Raw genomic sequence first — 16425 nt, forward strand, 5'->3', positions numbered from 1 at the left:
CCTCAATAAACGCCGTAGCGAAAGATAGGCAGAGTATAACGCAGAAATGAAAGTGGTCCGATGGGTAGAATAATCTGAATATCGGGACGATCTCAGGCATTAATCAGTGATCTGTGCCACACTTGAATACGTTATGTGATTGAAACGACATCGGATGGGATCGATCCCGCTGGTGCATTGATGATAAGGAGACTTCAATGAAACTCGTGCCCATGCTAAGTGGTGTAGCTATTGCGGTGGCGTTGTCCGCCTGTGCCGGTAAGAGCGCCCAGGTGCCAGTGCCAGCAGCAGACCCAAACGGGATTAATACCCTTTCTCAGCAATCCATTCAGCAGCCTAACGTTTCCGGTACCATCTGGATTAAACAGAAAGTGGCCTTACCGCCGGATGCGGTATTAACGGTAACCCTGTCTGATGCTTCTCTGGCAGACGCGCCGTCGAAAGTGCTGGCGCAGCGTGCCGTCCGTACTGAAGGTAAGCAAGCACCGTTTAGCTTCGTGTTGCCGTACAACCCATCAGACGTGCAGCCTAATGCCCGTATCCTGCTGAGCGCAGCGGTAACCATTAACGGTAAGCTGGTCTTTATCACCGATACGGTCCAGGAAGCGATTAACAACGGTGGGACCAAAGTTGACCTGAACCTGGTGCCGGTGCAGCAGACCGAAGTCCCGGTTGCTCCGCAGACCAATCAGCCTTCCCTGCCAACCCCACCGACGCAGATGTAATTTCTGCATTGCCCCTCTCCTTCGGGAGAGGGGTCAATATTCCCAGCGATACTTCTGTAAATCGATCTGCCCGGACCCCGACACCTGCACACCTTCTGAGAGTAATGCCTGACGTTGACGCTGGAGATCCGGACCCGTCAGCGAGATGACACCATGACGGTTCACCACCCGGTGCCAGGGCAGGGTACTCCCTTCCGGTAGTCTTTTCAGGACACCGCCCACCTGCCGCGCTGCACGCGGGGAACCCGCCAGACGCGCGACATCACCATAGGTGGTAACATAGCCTTCCGGAACAGAGGCCACGATTTGCCATACACGCTGTGGAAATGAGTCGTGTTCGTCCATACGTTCACCTGCGGGATTTTCTGGACAGCCATGTTAAACGAAGATCGTCAGGATTGCTGCGCCAGTTTGCGCAAGAAACCAGCATCCGGTTCCTGGCAGCTTGCAATTGGGCGTTAGCACAGGGATAATGCGCCAGCGCGTTGGTTATCAACGCTCTCAATGGGGGCTCTGTTGGTTCTCCCGCAACGCTACTCTGTTCACCAGGTCAGGTCCGGAAGGAAGCAGCCAGGGCAGACGACGTGTGTGCCGGGATGTAGCTGGCAGGGCCCCCACCCATTTGTGGCTCCGCAAGATTTTCCCTGCTTCTCCTTCCCCTTAAACGGTTAGTCCACAATATTAGTACGCCTATATCGTGTAATATATATTTCATCGCATTGAAATATTATTGTCATAAACCTGTAATAATAGACTGTCATTTTATCATTGGATGTCTATTTTCTTCCATAACTCAAAAAAATATATATCTGGATAAAATTGTTAACTTCGTGTATTAAATAAAACACTTATTCCGAAGGGAAGTGACAAACATGGCTACTGCGGTATTAAACGTTAAAATTGATGGCGCGCTAAAAGAAAGACTTCGTCACTATGCGGAAGTGAATAACGAGAATTTAAGCGTGACGACAGAGAAACTGCTGCTGCTGGCATTTGAAGCAGTAGAAGAGGCGGGAGTATCGGAAGAGGATATTGATAATCAGCATACGGAAGAAGAGAGTGTTTCTCCTTTTACTCCTAAAGAAATCAAAGCTCTACGTAAACTTCTGAAGAAGAGAAAATGAAACAACAACTGTCTACTGCCAGTGACTACAAAGAGGCCTGCGATTTGTTGCGTTCAGGCTACGTGAAGCATGTACGTCTTGGCTGGAATGTCGGTAGTGATGAGTTCTTTCGTATTGCGTCTGACTGGTGCGATACCGGCGCAAAAATAAAGAAAGACGGTGAAAACTTCGTTATTTCACTGAAAGGCTTTCCTATTCCTCCTCAGCACTAAATCCTGACAGGTGAAAACTGCTGACTGCATGTATTACAGTCAGCAGTTTTTATTTTATGATCAACTTCAAGTTTTTTATATTACACCAGACTGCGTTTTACTGATGGCGCGTTTTTATTCAGGGAGAGCCAGAGTGGCTTAATCCTCAGTAAAGCCTGTTCAAGCTCTGTCGGTTCGAGCGAAAAAGGCATACGTAAATAGCGGTCGAACGCCCCCGATAAGCCAAACCGTGTACCGGTCCCCAGGTTGATCCCCAGTATTTCCGCTCGTGCGGCTAGCTGTGTTGCCTGCATACCAGGCAGTTCGATCCAGTATGAGAGTCCACCTTCCGCTTCATGAAATTTCCATTCCGGGAAATGTTCGCGTAGCAATTCACCACATCGATCTCGTCGTTCTGCCAACATTTTTCGTCGAGCAGGGAGAAACGTCTCGCTATTGTTAATCAGCCACAGCGTCGCCAGTTGCTCCAGCAGCGGAGATCCCAGATCCAGGGTATCTCGGGTCTGAGCGAGTGTCGCGATGGTGCGCGAAGAGGCGCGGATCCAGCCGAGACGCAGCCCTCCCCAGAAACTTTTTCCGGCAGAACCTAACGTGATTACGTTGGCTTGCGGGTTAAACGAGGCTAGCGGTGGCGGTGGTGGTGAGTCAAACCAGAGATCGACCATCGTCTCATCCACCACCAGCGCCGTACGGATCTGTGCGGCGATATCGGTTAGTGCCTGGCGGGTCGCTATATCCATACATCGCCCGGTTGGGTTATGAAAGTCTGGCATCAGATACGCCAGACGAGGCGCCGTCTGGGCAAGCGTTGCCGCAAAGCCATTCGTATCCCAGCCGGTTTCCGGCAGTGAGACCCCCACGGGCCGACACTGTGCCCCCTGAATGGCGGCAATCGCCAGCGGATAGGTGGGATGATCGACCACGACACGATCCCCCGGCCCGGTCATCATCCGCAGTACCAGCGCAAAACCACTGACGGCTCCATTAACCACCATCACCTCGTCCGCCCGGGTCGGAAGACCACGCGAGGTATAGCGTACAGCGATGGCTTCCCGCAGTGACGGCAGCCCAAGCTGATCGTAACCCGTCAGCGAGAGATGCTGGGTAATGGCCGTGAGCGCATGGGTATAAGCCTGGTGGATCTCTGGCCCGGCATTGAGCGCGGCAGTGGAGAGATCCAGCGCGGCGCTTGCCGCTGAAAGTGTTGGAACGGCGCGCGTATCCGGGAGGATCACGCGCGATCCGCTTCCGTGGCGGCTTTCGAGGTATCCCTCCTCGCGCAGATGGGCGAGGGCGCTGCTGATAGTCGTCCGGCTCACATCCAGCGCGGTGGCCAGTTCCCGTTCGCCTGGTAGCCGCGTATTCAGTGCCAGCCTGCCATCAAGGATCAACAGACGCAGCGCATCGGCCAGCTGACGCCAGAGTGGGGTGCGGGATGAGGTTTGCTGCCAGTGGCCTAAAAGACGTACCAGAGACTGGCTTCCGAAGCGACGTGATGACATGTGCAGTCCACTATTTGAAAACTGGACATTAATCATAGTGCCATTTTAGGTCAGGATGAAAGCCTGGTTCACTGGAGAAGATAAAAAATGGTACGTCGCCTGCTACAACTCTATGTCGGTTTAGGACTGTATGGCCTTTCCACCGCAATGTTTATTCGTTCCGATTTGGGTGTCGATCCCTGGGATGTTTTTCACCTTGGGGTGGGGATACAGCTGGGTATGACTATCGGGACGGTGATCATTGTGACCGGCGCTGCGGTGCTGCTGCTGTGGATCCCACTGCGTCAGATGCCGGGCCTTGGCACAATCAGTAACGTGATTTGTATCGGTCTGGCGGCGGACGCCAGCATGGCGCTTATTCCGGAACTTGATTCCTTATCCGTTCGAATCGCTTTCCTGGTGTCGGGCATCGTGATGAACGCGATTGCGACCAGCATGTACATCGGTGCCGGTTTCGGACCTGGACCGCGCGACGGTCTGATGACCGGTATTCATGCCCGGCTGGGGTGGTCCATTCGCAGCGTGCGTACGTCAATTGAAGTGTCCGTCCTGCTGATTGGGTGCGTGCTTGGCGGCACGTTTGGTGTGGGAACCGTCTTGTATGCCCTGACCATTGGCCCGCTTATCCAGCTCTGTCTGCCCTGGTTCCGCCAGAAGCCGCGCATTGAGGAAGTATCTCAGCCGGAACGGGTTGTTTAATTTTGCGAAGCGCTCACATGCTTTAACGGCATCGCTGTGCCAGAATAGAAGCTTCTAAAATTGCGATGCCAGAATGCATGAAAGCAATCACACTCTATGATGTTGCCCTCCTTGCGGGGGTTTCTTATCAGACCGTGTCCCGCGTTATTAACGATGCGGAACACGTCTCTGCCCGTACGCGGGAAAAGGTGCAGCAGGCGATGGCGGAGCTGCACTATGTCCCTAACCTTCGGGCACAGCAGCTAGCGGGTAAACGCACCCGTACGTTGGGTCTCATCACTACCGACCTGGCCCTGCACGCGCCTTCACAAATTGTGTCGGCGGTAAAATCGCGTGCGGCGGAGCAGGGGGCGAGCGTCCTTATTTCCATGGTTGAGCAACCGCAGCAGTGTCAGATCGCGCTTCAGGCGTTGCTGGCGCAGCGCGTGGAAGCGCTACTTGTGAATGTTCCGCTTGACGATCGTCTCGCTGAACAGCTCAGGGCGCTGGCGTCACCCGTCCCGGTGTTGTTCCTCGATGTATCGCCTTCAGCGCAGGTGAACAGCCTGGTGTTTAATGCCGAGCAGGGGGCACGTCTGGGCGTTGAGCATTTACTTTCATTAGGGCATCAACGCATTGCCCTGCTGAGCGGGCCGGAAAGCTCGGTTTCTGCGCGGTCGCGTATGGCGGGTTGGAAAGCTACGCTGGCACAGGCTGGCCTTGAAGCTATCGCGGTGGCATACGGTGACTGGAGTGCGGCGTGTGGGTACGAGAAAGGACATGTGCTGTTGTCGGCGGCGGAATTACCTGATGCCATTCTGGTGGCGAACGATCAAATGGCGCTCGGAGTAATGCGTGCCTGCGCAGAAAAGGGGATATCTATTCCCGGCCAGATATCCGTGGTTGGGTTTGACGATACCGCCGACAGTGCCTGGTTTTCCCCGCCGCTGACGACCGTTCGCCAGGCGTTTCGTGAGGCGGGAGAGCAGAGTGTGGAATGGCTGCTGGCGCCCACTCAGGGTGATGAGTGCTGGCAGGTTCAGTTGCCTGTTACGCTGGTAACCCGTCATTCCAGCGCGCGCCGTGTACCGCAGCAGGCAGAATATGAGGATCTCGCGCAGCAGCTCAGAAGCCTGGCGCTACGGGCTGAACAACTTGCCCGTAAATAAGACTTTTGTGATCTGACTCGCTACCCCACGATCGAACACTTTACCGTAACCCAGTGGCAGGGCATGTTAAGCAAAATTGTGAGCGCTTCGCAAAAGAGGTTGATATGCCCAACACACCATCGCTGACTCTCAGCGCAATTCTGGCCCGTCGGGACTGGGAAAACCCAGGGGTAACCCAGTGGAACCGCCTGGCCGCACACGCGCCGTTACACAGTTGGCATCATGAACAACCTGCCCGGGATGATGTCGCATCTCTCAGCAAACGCTCCCTTAACGGGGAATGGCAATTTAGCTACTTTCCAGCGCCGGAGCAGGTTCCCCAGAAATGGGTGACAGAAGATTGCGCGGATGCTGTCACGATGCCCGTACCGTCTAACTGGCAGATGCAGGGTTTTGACACCCCCATCTACACCAACGTTACTTATCCAATACCTGTTAACCCACCTTTCGTTCCGCAGGAAAATCCGACCGGTTGTTATTCGCTCACATTTGAAGTGGATGACGCCTGGCTGCAGAGCGGGCAAACACGGATTATCTTTGACGGCGTGAACTCGGCGTTTCATCTGTGGTGCAACGGGCAGTGGATGGGCTATTCACAGGACAGCCGGCTGCCCGCCGAGTTTGATCTCTCGGCGGCATTACGCCCCGGACAAAACCGCCTGGCCGTTATGGTCTTGCGCTGGTGCGACGGGAGTTATCTGGAAGATCAGGACATGTGGCGCATGAGCGGCATTTTCCGCGATGTGTCGTTGCTGCATAAACCCGAGACGCATATAGCTGATTATCAGGTGGCGACAGACCTGAATGCAGAGCTGGACCGTGCAGTGATGAAGGTCGACGTCCAGCTTGCAGGCGCTGGTTTTACGGACTGCGAGGTGGTCTTTACCCTGTGGCGTAAGGGGGAAAAATGCGCCAGCGCAACCCAATGCCCTGGGTCTGTTATTGTGGACGAGCGCGGCTGTTGGGACGAGCGTTTAACGGTAGCCATTCCCGTTGATGCCCCAGCGTTATGGAGTGCTGAAACGCCGGAGCTGTATCGCCTGACGATCGCGCTTCGGGATGCGCAGGGCAACGTGCTGGAGATTGAAGCCTGCGATGTTGGCTTCCGTCGCGTTGAAATCAGTAACGGTCTGCTGAAACTCAACGGTAAAGCGCTGCTGATCCGCGGGGTAAACCGGCATGAACATCATCCGGAAAATGGCCAGGTGATGGACGAAGCGACGATGCGGCGCGATATCGAAATCATGAAGCAGCACAACTTCAACGCTGTGCGCTGCTCGCACTACCCAAACCATCCGCTGTGGTACACGTTATGCGACCGCTACGGGTTATATGTTGTTGACGAAGCCAATATCGAAACCCATGGCATGGTGCCGATGAGTCGCCTCGCAGACGATCCGCGCTGGTTGCCTGCTATGAGCGAGCGTGTGACCCGCATGGTGCAGCGCGATCGTAATCATCCCTCAATTATCATTTGGTCGCTGGGCAATGAGTCCGGGCACGGTGCAAACCACGACGCACTGTATCGCTGGGTGAAATCCACGGATCCAACGCGCCCGGTACAGTATGAAGGTGGCGGCGCGAACACAGCCGCGACCGATATTGTTTGCCCGATGTACGCCCGGGTCGATCAGGACCAGCCTTTCCCTGCTGTACCCAAATGGTCAATCAAGAAATGGATCGGCATGCCGGATGAAACGCGTCCGCTGATCCTCTGCGAATATGCCCACGCGATGGGGAACAGCTTCGGTGGGTTCGCGAAATACTGGCAGGCGTTTCGCAGCCATCCTCGCCTGCAGGGTGGCTTTGTCTGGGACTGGGTCGATCAGGGCCTGACGAAAAAAGATGAAAATGGCAACACGTTCTGGGCGTACGGCGGGGACTTTGGCGATAAACCGAATGACCGTCAGTTCTGCCTGAATGGTCTGGTGTTTCCCGATCGCACGCCACATCCGGCGCTGTATGAGGCACAGCGTGCGCAGCAGTTTTTCACGTTTACGTGGGGGAGTTCGTCACCGCGGGTGATTGCGGTGCGAAGCGACTATCTGTTCCGCCATACCGATAACGAAGTGCTGAAATGGACGATTGCCCGGGATGGGAACGTACTGGACGCGGGCGAGGTCACACTCGCTGTTGCTCCTGGAGAGACTCAGCATGTGGAAATCGAGCTTCCGGAGATCGAGCCAGAACCGGGTGAAGTCTGGCTGAATGTCGAAGTATTTCAGCCGCGGGCAACACCGTGGTCACCGGCAGATCATCTCTGCGCGTGGGAACAGTGGCCGCTTCCGGCTCCGCTGTTTATCTCTCCGCCAGCTCCCGCGGGTGTGGCTCCTGTTTTGTCGCAAAACGATCGTATGCTTGAAATCACGCATCAGCAACAGCGCTGGCAGTTCGACCGCCAGTCCGGGAACCTGACGCAATGGTGGCGTAATGGTGTTGAAACACTGATTTCACCTGTGACGGATAACTTCAGCCGTGCACCGCTGGACAATGACATTGGTGTGAGTGAGGCGACGCGGATCGATCCGAATGCCTGGGTTGAGCGCTGGAAAGCGGCGGGTATGTACGATCTTACTTCGCGCGTTCTGCAGTGTGGCTCAGAGCAGCACGCAGGTGAGGTGGTGGTGACCACCCTGCATGCTCTGGAGTTTCGCGGCAAAGCGCTGTTCCTGAGTCGTAAAATCTGGCGGGTGGATGATCAGGGTGTGCTGCATGGTGATATTCAGGTTGATGTTGCGTCTGATATCCCGGAACCCGCGCGCATTGGCCTGAGCGTTCACCTCGTCGAAGCACCGGAAAATGTTCACTGGCTGGGGTTGGGTCCACATGAAAACTACCCGGACAGAAAGCTGGCGGCGCAACAGGGGCGCTGGAGATTACCTCTGGAGGCGATGCACACACCGTATATTTTCCCTACGGAAAATGGTTTGCGCTGCGATACCCGCGAGCTAGTGCTGGGAAGGCACCAGTTAAAGGGTCGGTTCCATTTCTCCGTGAGCCGCTACAGCCAACAGCAGTTGCGTGAGACAACCCATCATCATTTGTTGCGTGAGGAGCCAGGTTGCTGGCTCAATCTCGATGCGTTCCATATGGGCGTGGGCGGCGACGATTCCTGGAGCCCCAGTGTCTCGCCGGAATTCATCCTGCAGGAGCGCCAGCTTCGTTATACCTTCCGCTGGCGGCAGAACCTTAACTAACCTCTGAGATACGGCCACCTGAGGTGGCCGTATGCTTAAGCCAGGATCCCGCTTAATCCATGCAGGCCCATGTAAACCCCTACCAGGGTAATCAGTGCCGCTGAGATCCACGGCGCTTTTCGTGAAAATTTGCTAAACCCGGGCCAGCGTTTTGACGCATGCTTGAGGCTTAAAGCGGCAATTGCGCCGGAAGCCACCAGCGTGATCGCCAGACCAATACTGAAACTGAACACCAGCGTTGCGCCGAGGGCAAAATGCTTCAGTTGCAGGCAGATCAGCAGGATTGTAATGGATGCAGGGCAGGGGATAAGCCCCCCGGTCAGGCCAAACATCGCGATCTGCCCGGTGGTGACGTTTTGACCGTTGAAACGTCGGTTAATATCCTGTGCGTGCGCCCGTTGATGGGCGTCCTGCCACTTTTCCTCAACCAGTTGATGTCCATGGTGGTGATGCTCATGATGGTGATCATGGTCATGGTCATGGTCATGGTGGTGATCGTGATGATGATCGTGCGGCTGACTCTCTTTCCAGGTTCGCCAGGCCATCCACAAGGCGATTGCTATGATCAATACCCCGGAGATCAGCTGGAACCAGGGCTCGGACGTGTGTGCATCCCATCCCTGACCAAACCATAAGCCAGCCATGGCAATGATCCAGACCACCGCCGTGTGGGAAAGTGTTGCCGCCAGCCCGAGCATCACAGCCTGTTTCATCGTACCGCGGATTGCCACGATAAAGGCGGCCATCATCGTTTTTGAGTGGCCCGGTTCGAGGCCATGCAGCGCGCCGAGCAGGATAGCGCTGGGGACAAACAGCCAGGCGTTGCCCTGCTGCAGGAGTGAAGCAAAATCGTTCATCGAAGATTCCGGAATGGAAAGCGAGATTAAATACTACTCCCCCCCAGTAGGTTAATACTACCCCCCAGTAGAAAAATACTCAGGGGGAGTAAAGCGTGATATGCTTTAAAAGCCAATAAATGAGGAATAAAGAGATGTCACATACGATTCGCGACAAAAAAATGTTATTGACTCGCCTGAAGAAAATACAGGGACAGAGCACTGCTCTGGAAAAAATGCTTAATGGCGATCACGAATGTGCTGACGTGTTACAGCAGTTGGCGGCGATCCGTGGGGCGGTAAATGGCATGATGATGCAGGTGATAGAAGGACATCTGACCGATCATGTGGTGAAAGAGCCAGAAGAGACTCAACGTGAAGCTGATCTTGGCGTGGTGTTACAGGTGATCAAATCCTACCTTAAGTAGAATGCGACCTGAGGTTATTTTCTGCCCAAAAAATAAATTCCGCTTTTGGCAGTGCTTTACTGTAGTACCACCCCTGCCCATACTGCACCCCGTGGCGGTGCAACCAGTCGAGCTGTCTTGCGGTCTCAATCCCTTCCGCAACCATCGCCAGTTTCAGCGATTTCGCTATTTCAATAATGTGCGGGGTGACGTTTTTGTACTCCAGTGCATCCACAAACGATTTATCAATTTTTAGCGTATCGACATCAAGATCCTGCAGATAACTCAGGCTGGAATAGCCAGTGCCAAAATCATCAATATAGACAGAGTGCCCTGAACGACGGAAGGCGGCGATGGCTGGCGCGCTGATTTTAGGGTCGGCAAAGCCACGTTCGGTTAACTCAAGGGCGATTTGTTTAGGATGGATTTTCCACTTATTCAGTAATTGACTCAGCAGAGGTGGCAGATCGCCAGAGGTCAAATCAGCTGGCGCCAGGTTGATAGAGATATGCTGTTCTTCATGAAGGTGCAGCCAGTTGCCCATATCTTCGAATACTTTTTCGATAACTAACTGGGTCAGTTGCGAGATGAGCCCGGTTTGCTCAGCAAGTGGAACAAAAATATCAGGCGCGAGGATGCTCCCGTCTGGCTGAGGCCAGCGTGCCAGTGCCTCGGCACCCACAATTTTTCCGCTACAAAGCGCTACGATGGGTTGATAGTGAATCACAATGTCGCGGCTGTTAATGGCGTCAAGCAGGCGATTGCGCGGCGACTGGATACGGCGCAATACGCGTAAGACGAAGAACGCGGCAAGCAGGCTTATCAGTATGCCGAAAGGTAGCCAGAAAATAAGCTGCTGGTGCCAGGTTTCAGCCAGTGGCTTGAGTGCAGCCCAGGCCACGATCGTAAACCCTAACTCAGGCACCGGCTTCATGATGTACATTGACCCGTTGTACTGAATGCTGGAGACCTTCTGCCCCATAACCATGTTACGGATATGCGGATCAAGTTTGTTACTGCTGGCAAAAATGAGATGTGTTTTATGCCCCACCAGGGAGGCATTTATCGTGAGCTGACTGAAAGGGATTACATCGACAAGCGAGGCGGGATCAATCAGTACAAGGTAATGGCCTTTCCCCATGACAGCCATATAGCGGTTAAAGCCGAGATCGTTTTGTGTGGTCAGCCATGTGCTGTAACCATCTTCTGTAATACGCATCGGAGGGGGAAAAGAGACCGCTTTGCTGGTTTGCTCCAGGGAGGAGCAGAGGGGCTTAAGATTGTCGACATAGATAACTTCCTGGACATAACGCCACGAGAAAGCGGACCGGCGCATTTCCATTAAATGCGTAGGGCTACAGGGGGCTCCCTTAAAGGCCTGCAAATGATTTAGCGCCTCTTTTGCCTGCGCCATAACCATGTCAGTACGTACCAGTACACGTGAGGCATATCTGTCCAGCGCATCGACAAATTTTTCTTCCGCCTGGCGGTGCGCCAGCCAGATGCTAAGGCAAATGGGGATCAACACAGAAAAGATAAGTACGCCAGTCACCAGACTGACCATATGCCGGGTTTTCATGCTGTCGTTTCCTTCCTCATATGCCCGTTCCTGGGTACAGAGTTCCCTGCCTGAAGAGAAAGATTTTACCGCGAAATGATGTAGTTATAGCACGTGTGTAGCCTGGTTTTCATTTTATCTAAGGCAAATCAGAAAATAGCATCAGGATAGAGGGGGGTTGTTATTTCATCAGAGCTCGGATATCATTTTGTTATGTTATAACAAAACATAAAGAGCTTACGATGAAACCAGATATCCATCCCGCCTATCGCACCGTGGTTTTCCACGATACCAGTGCCAATGAGTACTTTAAAGTTGGCTCGACCATAAAGACCGACCGCGAAATTGAACTCGACGGTGAAACCTATCCCTACATCACTATTGAGGTCTCTTCAAAATCGCATCCGTTCTATACCGGCAAGCAGAAAACGTTCTCTACGGATGGCAGCGCGGCACGCTTCCGCAAGCGTTTTGGCGGTTTTCTTAATGCGAAGCGGGGCTAACTATGCAGGTACTTAACTCATTACGTAGTGCGAAACAGCGTCACCCGGATTGCCAGATAGTCAAACGCAAGGGACGCTTATATGTGATTTGCAAATCTAACCCGCGCTTTAAGGCGGTTCAGGGACGTAAAAAAAGACGCTAGATGCGTGTTTCTCGCCAACTTTCCAGGGATCTTTTCTGTTTGCCATCGGCAGTAAAATTGTCGATGGCAAGCCACCCTTCAAAGGCCTTCGCCAGCGCCGGCCACTCTTTGTCAAGTATCGAAAACCAGTCGGTATCCCGGTTATGACCTTTTGTGACCAGCGCCTGGCGAAAACGCCCCTCAAACTGAAAACCAAGACGCAGTGCCGCTTTGCGCGAAGGCTCGTTCAGACTGTTACATTTCCACTCATAACGGCGGTAGCCAAGCGTATCGAACACGTACTGCATCAGCAGATATTGCGCTTCTGTTGACTCTGGCGTGCGGCTTAACAGTGGGGAGAAATGAACGTGCCCAACTTCCACTACACCGTTTTTAGGATCAATCCGCATCAGGGCCAGTGTTCCGACAGGAGACTGTGTGTGGTTATTAATTACGGTAAAGTGAATGGGATCGGATAATTCGCACACGCTCGCCACCCACCCGGCAAACTCACCCGCTGAGGCATCTGGCTCCCGTAGCAGCCATGTCCAGCTGCGGCTATCTTCGGCCCGGGAATAAGCGTTGAACAGTGCGTCGGCATGCTCCACTCGAAGAGGCTCAAGCCGACAATAGCGCCCCTGAAGGACGACCCGAGACGGGTGCTGACGAGGTTGCCAGTCGATAAGAGGTTCACCCACTGGCTGACCAAACTGATTGAATGTCTTCATCTTAATGTCCGTGACGTTGAAAAGAGTTCCAGACTAGTGAGTTACTGGTTCCATAAAAAGAACCACTCGGCTATGTTTTGGTGGTACCAGGCGGAGGTGAGATGAATATACCCGGTGATGAATTTTATACGTTGCTCAATGCTGCTCTGAAAGCGCGTGGTGAGGAGACGCTTCAACGTACGCTCTATCTAACATTGCGGGAGGCCATACTGTGCGGCAGGTTACAGTCTGGCTGCCAGCTTTCGGGTTCGCGGACGCTGGCTCGTCAACTTTCTCTTTCGCGGAACACCGTGAATGCAGCGCTGGAGCAGCTCACGCTCGAAGGATATTTACTGCGTAACCGACAGGGAACGCGTGTGGCACAGTTAGCTCACCGTTCTGTCGCCCGGGCATTGCCGGATTCTGTCATCACGCTCGCAAAGCGGGTCTCATTGTTACCTGCGCCAGTGGCCCGGGATACACCGGTTATGGCATTCACCCCCGGGACGCCTGCCATCAACTATTTTCCTCTACCGCTGTGGCGAAGATTGTTCGATCGCGTGTTGCGGGAGGAGGGGAGTAGCCTGTTGGGATATGGTTCACCTGCCGGGGAACCGTCGCTGCGGGCGGCCATTGCCCGTCATCTTGCCCTGTCTCGCGGAATTGACTGTGACGCCAGCCAGATTGTAATAACGGAAGGCGCTCTGGAAGGCGTCAATCTTTGCACGATGCTGCTGAGCGAGCAGGGAGATGTCGCGTGGGTGGAAAATCCCGGATATAGCGGGGCAAAAAGTGCTTTTGTAAAAAACGGTCTGAAGATGACGGCAATACCTGTTGATGATGAGGGAATGTGCTGGGAAGGGCTGGATGTTCCTTGCCCCTCGCTTATTTTCACCTCGCCTTCACATCAATTCCCTTACGGAAGCGTACTCAGTGCGCGGCGGCGTCTGGCATTGCTGGAACTTGCCCGGCAACATAACGCCTGGATTATTGAGGACGATTACGACAGTGAGTTCCGTTACACCGGTGAGCCTGTGCCGGCAATGTTGGGAATGGTAGCGAATGCCCCCGTCGTCTATCTGGGGACATTCAGTAAAACGCTGTTTCCGTCACTCAGAATGGGGTTCATGGTGTTACCCCCGGCGCTGGCAAATGCGGCTCATCCGGCTATTGGTGCACTGTTACGCGGCGGACACCGTGCTGAACAGCGTACTCTGGCGCTGTTTATTGAAGAAGGCCATTATGCCCGTCATCTTGCCGCCATGCGTCGGCTCTATCGTAAACGTTACCGCCAGTTACGGGAGGTGCTGAGCGGGGAGCTTCATACTCCGCATCGCATTCTTGCTGGCGAGGGCGGAATGCATCTGACGCTGGCGATAGAAGGGATTGATGATCAGAAGCTGGTGGAGCAGGCGAGGGCATTTCAGCTGGCCCCCGCTGCATTGAGCGGATATTACCTGGAGAAGAAGCAGGGGCAAACCGGTCTGGTATTAGGTTACGGCAATACCTCTGCTTCTCAGTTTGTGCCGGGGATCCGACGCCTGCAGGCCTTAATTACGCAGCAACAGGGCGAGAAAGGGTAAAGACATCGTAGAAAGAAAGCTGACCTTTGGTAGAGATCATTTTCTGTAGCTTCTCTTTTTGCACGTTTTCGACAGCCGGAGAGTGCATGATGCTGTCGATTAGCTCTGTTGGTACGTAACGGGTGTTGTACCATTCGCCGTTGTAGCAGACCCGAAAATCGAGTACGTCGATATCTTCGTAGCGGTAGCGGGGATTCACGTCGAAAAAGAAAAAGGCGTTAAATACAACAAACAGCACAACGAGTAGCCAGACGGAGTCCACCAGCGTTTCGGATTTCAGCATCACAATAAGCGTCGCCAGCCAGGCGGCATACATTGCAACAAAGAGTCCGGGATGTTTGCGGATAAAGCTAATGCTAAAGCGCGGGCGATTGTCGCGCTTTTCGCGGAGGTTGAGTTCGTCGATGGTGGCAGTGAGCAGGCGCTGTATCTCGGTCATTTTTTGCCTTCATGAGAGTTGACAATACAGGGGATCTGCCAATTTTAGGGGAGCCATTTGGTTGAAAAAAGTAACAGTATGGCGCTAAAAGACCATAACAGTTGACTCCCCGCAGCCTTACAGTTTTTTGATGATTTTTGCCGGGTTACCGCCAACGACGACATTGGTCGGGACGTCTTTCGTCACGACAGCGCCGGAGGCCACCACTACATTATCGCCAATGGTTACGCCGGGATTAATGACAGCACGTCCGCCAATCCAGACATTGTTACCGATTCTCACGGGTTTGCCAAACTCCACGCCGCTATTACGTTCTTCGGCGTCCAGTGGATGGGTTGCCGTATAAATATGAACTCCCGGCGCGAGCATGCAGTTATCACCAATGTGAATTGGGCACACATCGAGCATCACGCAGTCGAAGTTAGCGTAAAAGTCTTTACCCAGATAAATGTTATATCCGTAGTCGCATCGGAAGCTCGGTTCAATATAAGCCCCTTCGCTTTTTCCCAGAAGTTCCGCCAGAATGTTCTGGCGTTCTGTTTTTTCATCAGGTGCGGTGTGGTTATAACGATGAACCAGATGGCGGGCCCGCAGGCGGTCAGTCCCTAATGTCTCATCACCAGGGCGATAAGGTTCACCTGCAATCATCTTCTGTTTTTCAATGCTCATCCTGGAAACCTCTGTGAACGTATTTACCGCAGGGTAATATTAACCGCTCGACATGGGAACGTTCCCTAATAACCGATGTGACTATTGTCACAACATTGTTGTTGATGCGCATGTTTTACATGGAGACCTGGCTTTTGCACAGGGAGCATAGCTGGATAGGTGAATACAGTTCAGAACGTGGCGTAGAACTCTACAGGCACACTTCAAAGATTAACGAACAAATTTCCATACAGAAGTAGGAATTTTGTCATACAACTTATTCATCGTCAGCTCAGCAAGACGATGGTCTGCAGCTGAATAAAATACCGCCAGTTCATTATCAGAAAGCTCGTATTTATTCTTTTCAATGACACGTTCGAGCGTGTCAATTGACTGACAGCGTCGTAAGCGCATCAAATAATCGATCTTTGTGAGTGGTTTATCAGACATAAATTCACCTTAGTAATTGTAATAATTTTAACAGGAAAGACTAACCGGGTTAGCTCTGCTCACGTTGACGAAACAGCGGAATAGCCGGTTTCCCGATTTACGCCATTTTTGCAAATCCTGGGCGTTAATGCCGTAACTGCTGAACAACATAAAGGTGTCATCCAGGTATTCATCAATTTGCTCAATGAGCTTATTATCTTCATTGTACTTAATTTTATAATTAAGTGCGAAGGTTGCGATATGCTCTATAAGCTCATTCAACTGTAAATTGATGGCAGACGTTGGGTCGTTCACCCAGCCATGGTTGCTTTCATCAAGATTGGCAAGGCAGTCATGGTACAAGGATTCGCAGAGAAATTTCAACTGCGCGATATCATGCCTTTTTGGCGAGTACTCGTCCATAGCGCATCCCCTTCTGAGTGATTTCTTACTCACCGAACATCATTGTCGGGATGGATACAACATACTTAGCCACACGGGTGCTGTGTTCCTGATATCTCTAACTATAAGCCACTCCATTCAAGATTTCACCGCGCTATTACGAAAAATTACAAATAAAACCGCA

General features: G+C 53.0%; 19 protein-coding genes and 1 other RNA gene. 11 read left to right on the forward strand and 9 right to left on the reverse strand.

The genetic code is table 11. The features are described from left to right. Positions 1–197 precede the first annotated feature (197 nt). Positions 198–725, forward strand: coding sequence for a YbaY family lipoprotein (locus AAHF05_RS04930; RefSeq protein ID WP_028017628.1), 528 nt, complete (start codon positions 198–200; stop codon positions 723–725). Between the two features lie 33 nt (positions 726–758). On the opposite strand, the gene AAHF05_RS04935 is transcribed toward AAHF05_RS04930, so the two are convergent. After that, positions 759–1070: an MGMT family protein gene (locus AAHF05_RS04935; RefSeq protein WP_129323831.1), complete on the reverse strand. Its 312-nt coding sequence runs from the start codon at positions 1068–1070 to the stop codon at positions 759–761. A gap of 169 nt (positions 1071–1239) precedes the next feature. On the opposite strand from AAHF05_RS04935, the gene ffs reads away from it, so the two are divergent. The 3 genes from ffs to AAHF05_RS04950 all read left to right on the forward strand — a co-directional run bounded on the left by ffs (position 1240) and on the right by AAHF05_RS04950 (position 2061). After that, positions 1240–1336: signal recognition particle sRNA small type (gene ffs / locus AAHF05_RS04940), an RNA gene on the forward strand. A 261-nt stretch (positions 1337–1597) separates the two neighbouring features. Next, a complete protein-coding gene (locus AAHF05_RS04945; protein ID WP_028017626.1) occupies positions 1598–1849 on the forward strand; it encodes a hypothetical protein in 252 nt (83 codons plus the stop codon). Next, positions 1846–2061, forward strand: a complete 216-nt coding sequence (locus AAHF05_RS04950) for a hypothetical protein (RefSeq protein WP_028017625.1) — start codon at positions 1846–1848, stop codon at positions 2059–2061. Before AAHF05_RS04945 ends, AAHF05_RS04950 begins: the two co-directional genes overlap by 4 nt. Before the next feature lie 80 nt (positions 2062–2141). Here the strand turns inward: AAHF05_RS04950 and AAHF05_RS04955 are convergent, their stop codons facing one another. After that, a complete protein-coding gene (locus AAHF05_RS04955; protein WP_129323832.1) occupies positions 2142–3563 on the reverse strand; it encodes a PLP-dependent aminotransferase family protein in 1422 nt (473 codons plus the stop codon). A gap of 87 nt (positions 3564–3650) precedes the next feature. Between AAHF05_RS04955 and AAHF05_RS04960 the strand changes: the two genes are divergently transcribed. From AAHF05_RS04960 to AAHF05_RS04970, 3 genes are all read left to right on the forward strand, one after another. After that, positions 3651–4262: a YitT family protein gene (locus tag AAHF05_RS04960; RefSeq protein WP_028017623.1), complete on the forward strand. Its 612-nt coding sequence runs from the start codon at positions 3651–3653 to the stop codon at positions 4260–4262. Between the two features lie 77 nt (positions 4263–4339). Further along, a complete protein-coding gene (locus tag AAHF05_RS04965; protein ID WP_129323833.1) occupies positions 4340–5410 on the forward strand; it encodes a LacI family DNA-binding transcriptional regulator in 1071 nt (356 codons plus the stop codon). A 104-nt stretch (positions 5411–5514) separates the two neighbouring features. Further along, entirely contained in the window at positions 5515–8607 is a 3093-nt protein-coding gene (locus AAHF05_RS04970; RefSeq protein ID WP_129323834.1) for a beta-galactosidase, read from the forward strand. Positions 8608–8642: 35 nt separating this feature from the next. Here the strand turns inward: AAHF05_RS04970 and AAHF05_RS04975 are convergent, their stop codons facing one another. Next, positions 8643–9464, reverse strand: a complete 822-nt coding sequence (locus AAHF05_RS04975) for a nickel/cobalt efflux protein RcnA (RefSeq protein WP_129323835.1) — start codon at positions 9462–9464, stop codon at positions 8643–8645. Between the two features lie 134 nt (positions 9465–9598). Here AAHF05_RS04975 and AAHF05_RS04980 point away from each other — a divergent pair, with 134 nt between their 5' ends. After that, positions 9599–9871 (forward strand): metal-sensing transcriptional repressor, encoded by a 273-nt coding sequence (locus AAHF05_RS04980; protein WP_114977955.1) that lies wholly within the window; start codon positions 9599–9601, stop codon positions 9869–9871. Here AAHF05_RS04980 and AAHF05_RS04985 read toward each other — a convergent pair. After that, complete coding sequence (locus tag AAHF05_RS04985; RefSeq protein WP_129323836.1) at positions 9864–11429, reverse strand: EAL domain-containing protein; 1566 nt, start codon at positions 11427–11429, stop codon at positions 9864–9866. The two genes, AAHF05_RS04980 and AAHF05_RS04985, sit on opposite strands and share 8 nt — an antisense overlap. A 221-nt stretch (positions 11430–11650) precedes the next feature. On the opposite strand from AAHF05_RS04985, the gene AAHF05_RS04990 reads away from it, so the two are divergent. Continuing rightward, on the forward strand, positions 11651–11911 hold the full coding sequence (locus AAHF05_RS04990) for a type B 50S ribosomal protein L31 (RefSeq protein WP_010428154.1): 261 nt from the start codon (positions 11651–11653) through the stop codon (positions 11909–11911). Positions 11912–11913: 2 nt separating this feature from the next. Continuing rightward, a complete protein-coding gene (gene ykgO, locus AAHF05_RS04995) occupies positions 11914–12054 on the forward strand; it encodes a type B 50S ribosomal protein L36 (RefSeq protein WP_003859006.1) in 141 nt (46 codons plus the stop codon). Here ykgO and AAHF05_RS05000 read toward each other — a convergent pair. Next, on the reverse strand, positions 12051–12761 hold the full coding sequence (locus tag AAHF05_RS05000; RefSeq protein WP_129323837.1) for a GNAT family N-acetyltransferase: 711 nt from the start codon (positions 12759–12761) through the stop codon (positions 12051–12053). The genes ykgO and AAHF05_RS05000 overlap by 4 nt on opposite strands. A 101-nt stretch (positions 12762–12862) precedes the next feature. Here AAHF05_RS05000 and AAHF05_RS05005 point away from each other — a divergent pair, with 101 nt between their 5' ends. Next, positions 12863–14323, forward strand: coding sequence for a PLP-dependent aminotransferase family protein (locus tag AAHF05_RS05005; RefSeq protein ID WP_129323838.1), 1461 nt, complete (start codon positions 12863–12865; stop codon positions 14321–14323). Here the strand turns inward: AAHF05_RS05005 and AAHF05_RS05010 are convergent. The 4 genes from AAHF05_RS05010 to tomB form a co-directional block, all read right to left on the reverse strand. Then, on the reverse strand, positions 14295–14762 hold the full coding sequence (locus tag AAHF05_RS05010) for a YlaC family protein (RefSeq protein WP_028017615.1): 468 nt from the start codon (positions 14760–14762) through the stop codon (positions 14295–14297). The genes AAHF05_RS05005 and AAHF05_RS05010 overlap by 29 nt on opposite strands. Before the next feature lie 117 nt (positions 14763–14879). Beyond that, positions 14880–15431 (reverse strand): maltose O-acetyltransferase, encoded by a 552-nt coding sequence (gene maa, locus AAHF05_RS05015; RefSeq protein WP_374936438.1) that lies wholly within the window; start codon positions 15429–15431, stop codon positions 14880–14882. 210 nt (positions 15432–15641) lie between these two features. Beyond that, the gene (locus AAHF05_RS05020) at positions 15642–15860 is read right to left on the reverse strand and encodes an HHA domain-containing protein (RefSeq protein WP_008499287.1); all 219 of its coding nucleotides are present in this window, start codon (positions 15858–15860) and stop codon (positions 15642–15644) included. Between the two features lie 27 nt (positions 15861–15887). Further along, complete coding sequence (gene tomB, locus AAHF05_RS05025; RefSeq protein ID WP_008499288.1) at positions 15888–16262, reverse strand: Hha toxicity modulator TomB; 375 nt, start codon at positions 16260–16262, stop codon at positions 15888–15890. Between the last annotated feature and the right edge of the window lie 163 nt (positions 16263–16425).

The organism is Enterobacter adelaidei (assembly GCF_041937165.1).
GTDB classification, from domain to species: Bacteria; Pseudomonadota; Gammaproteobacteria; order Enterobacterales; family Enterobacteriaceae; genus Enterobacter; species Enterobacter adelaidei.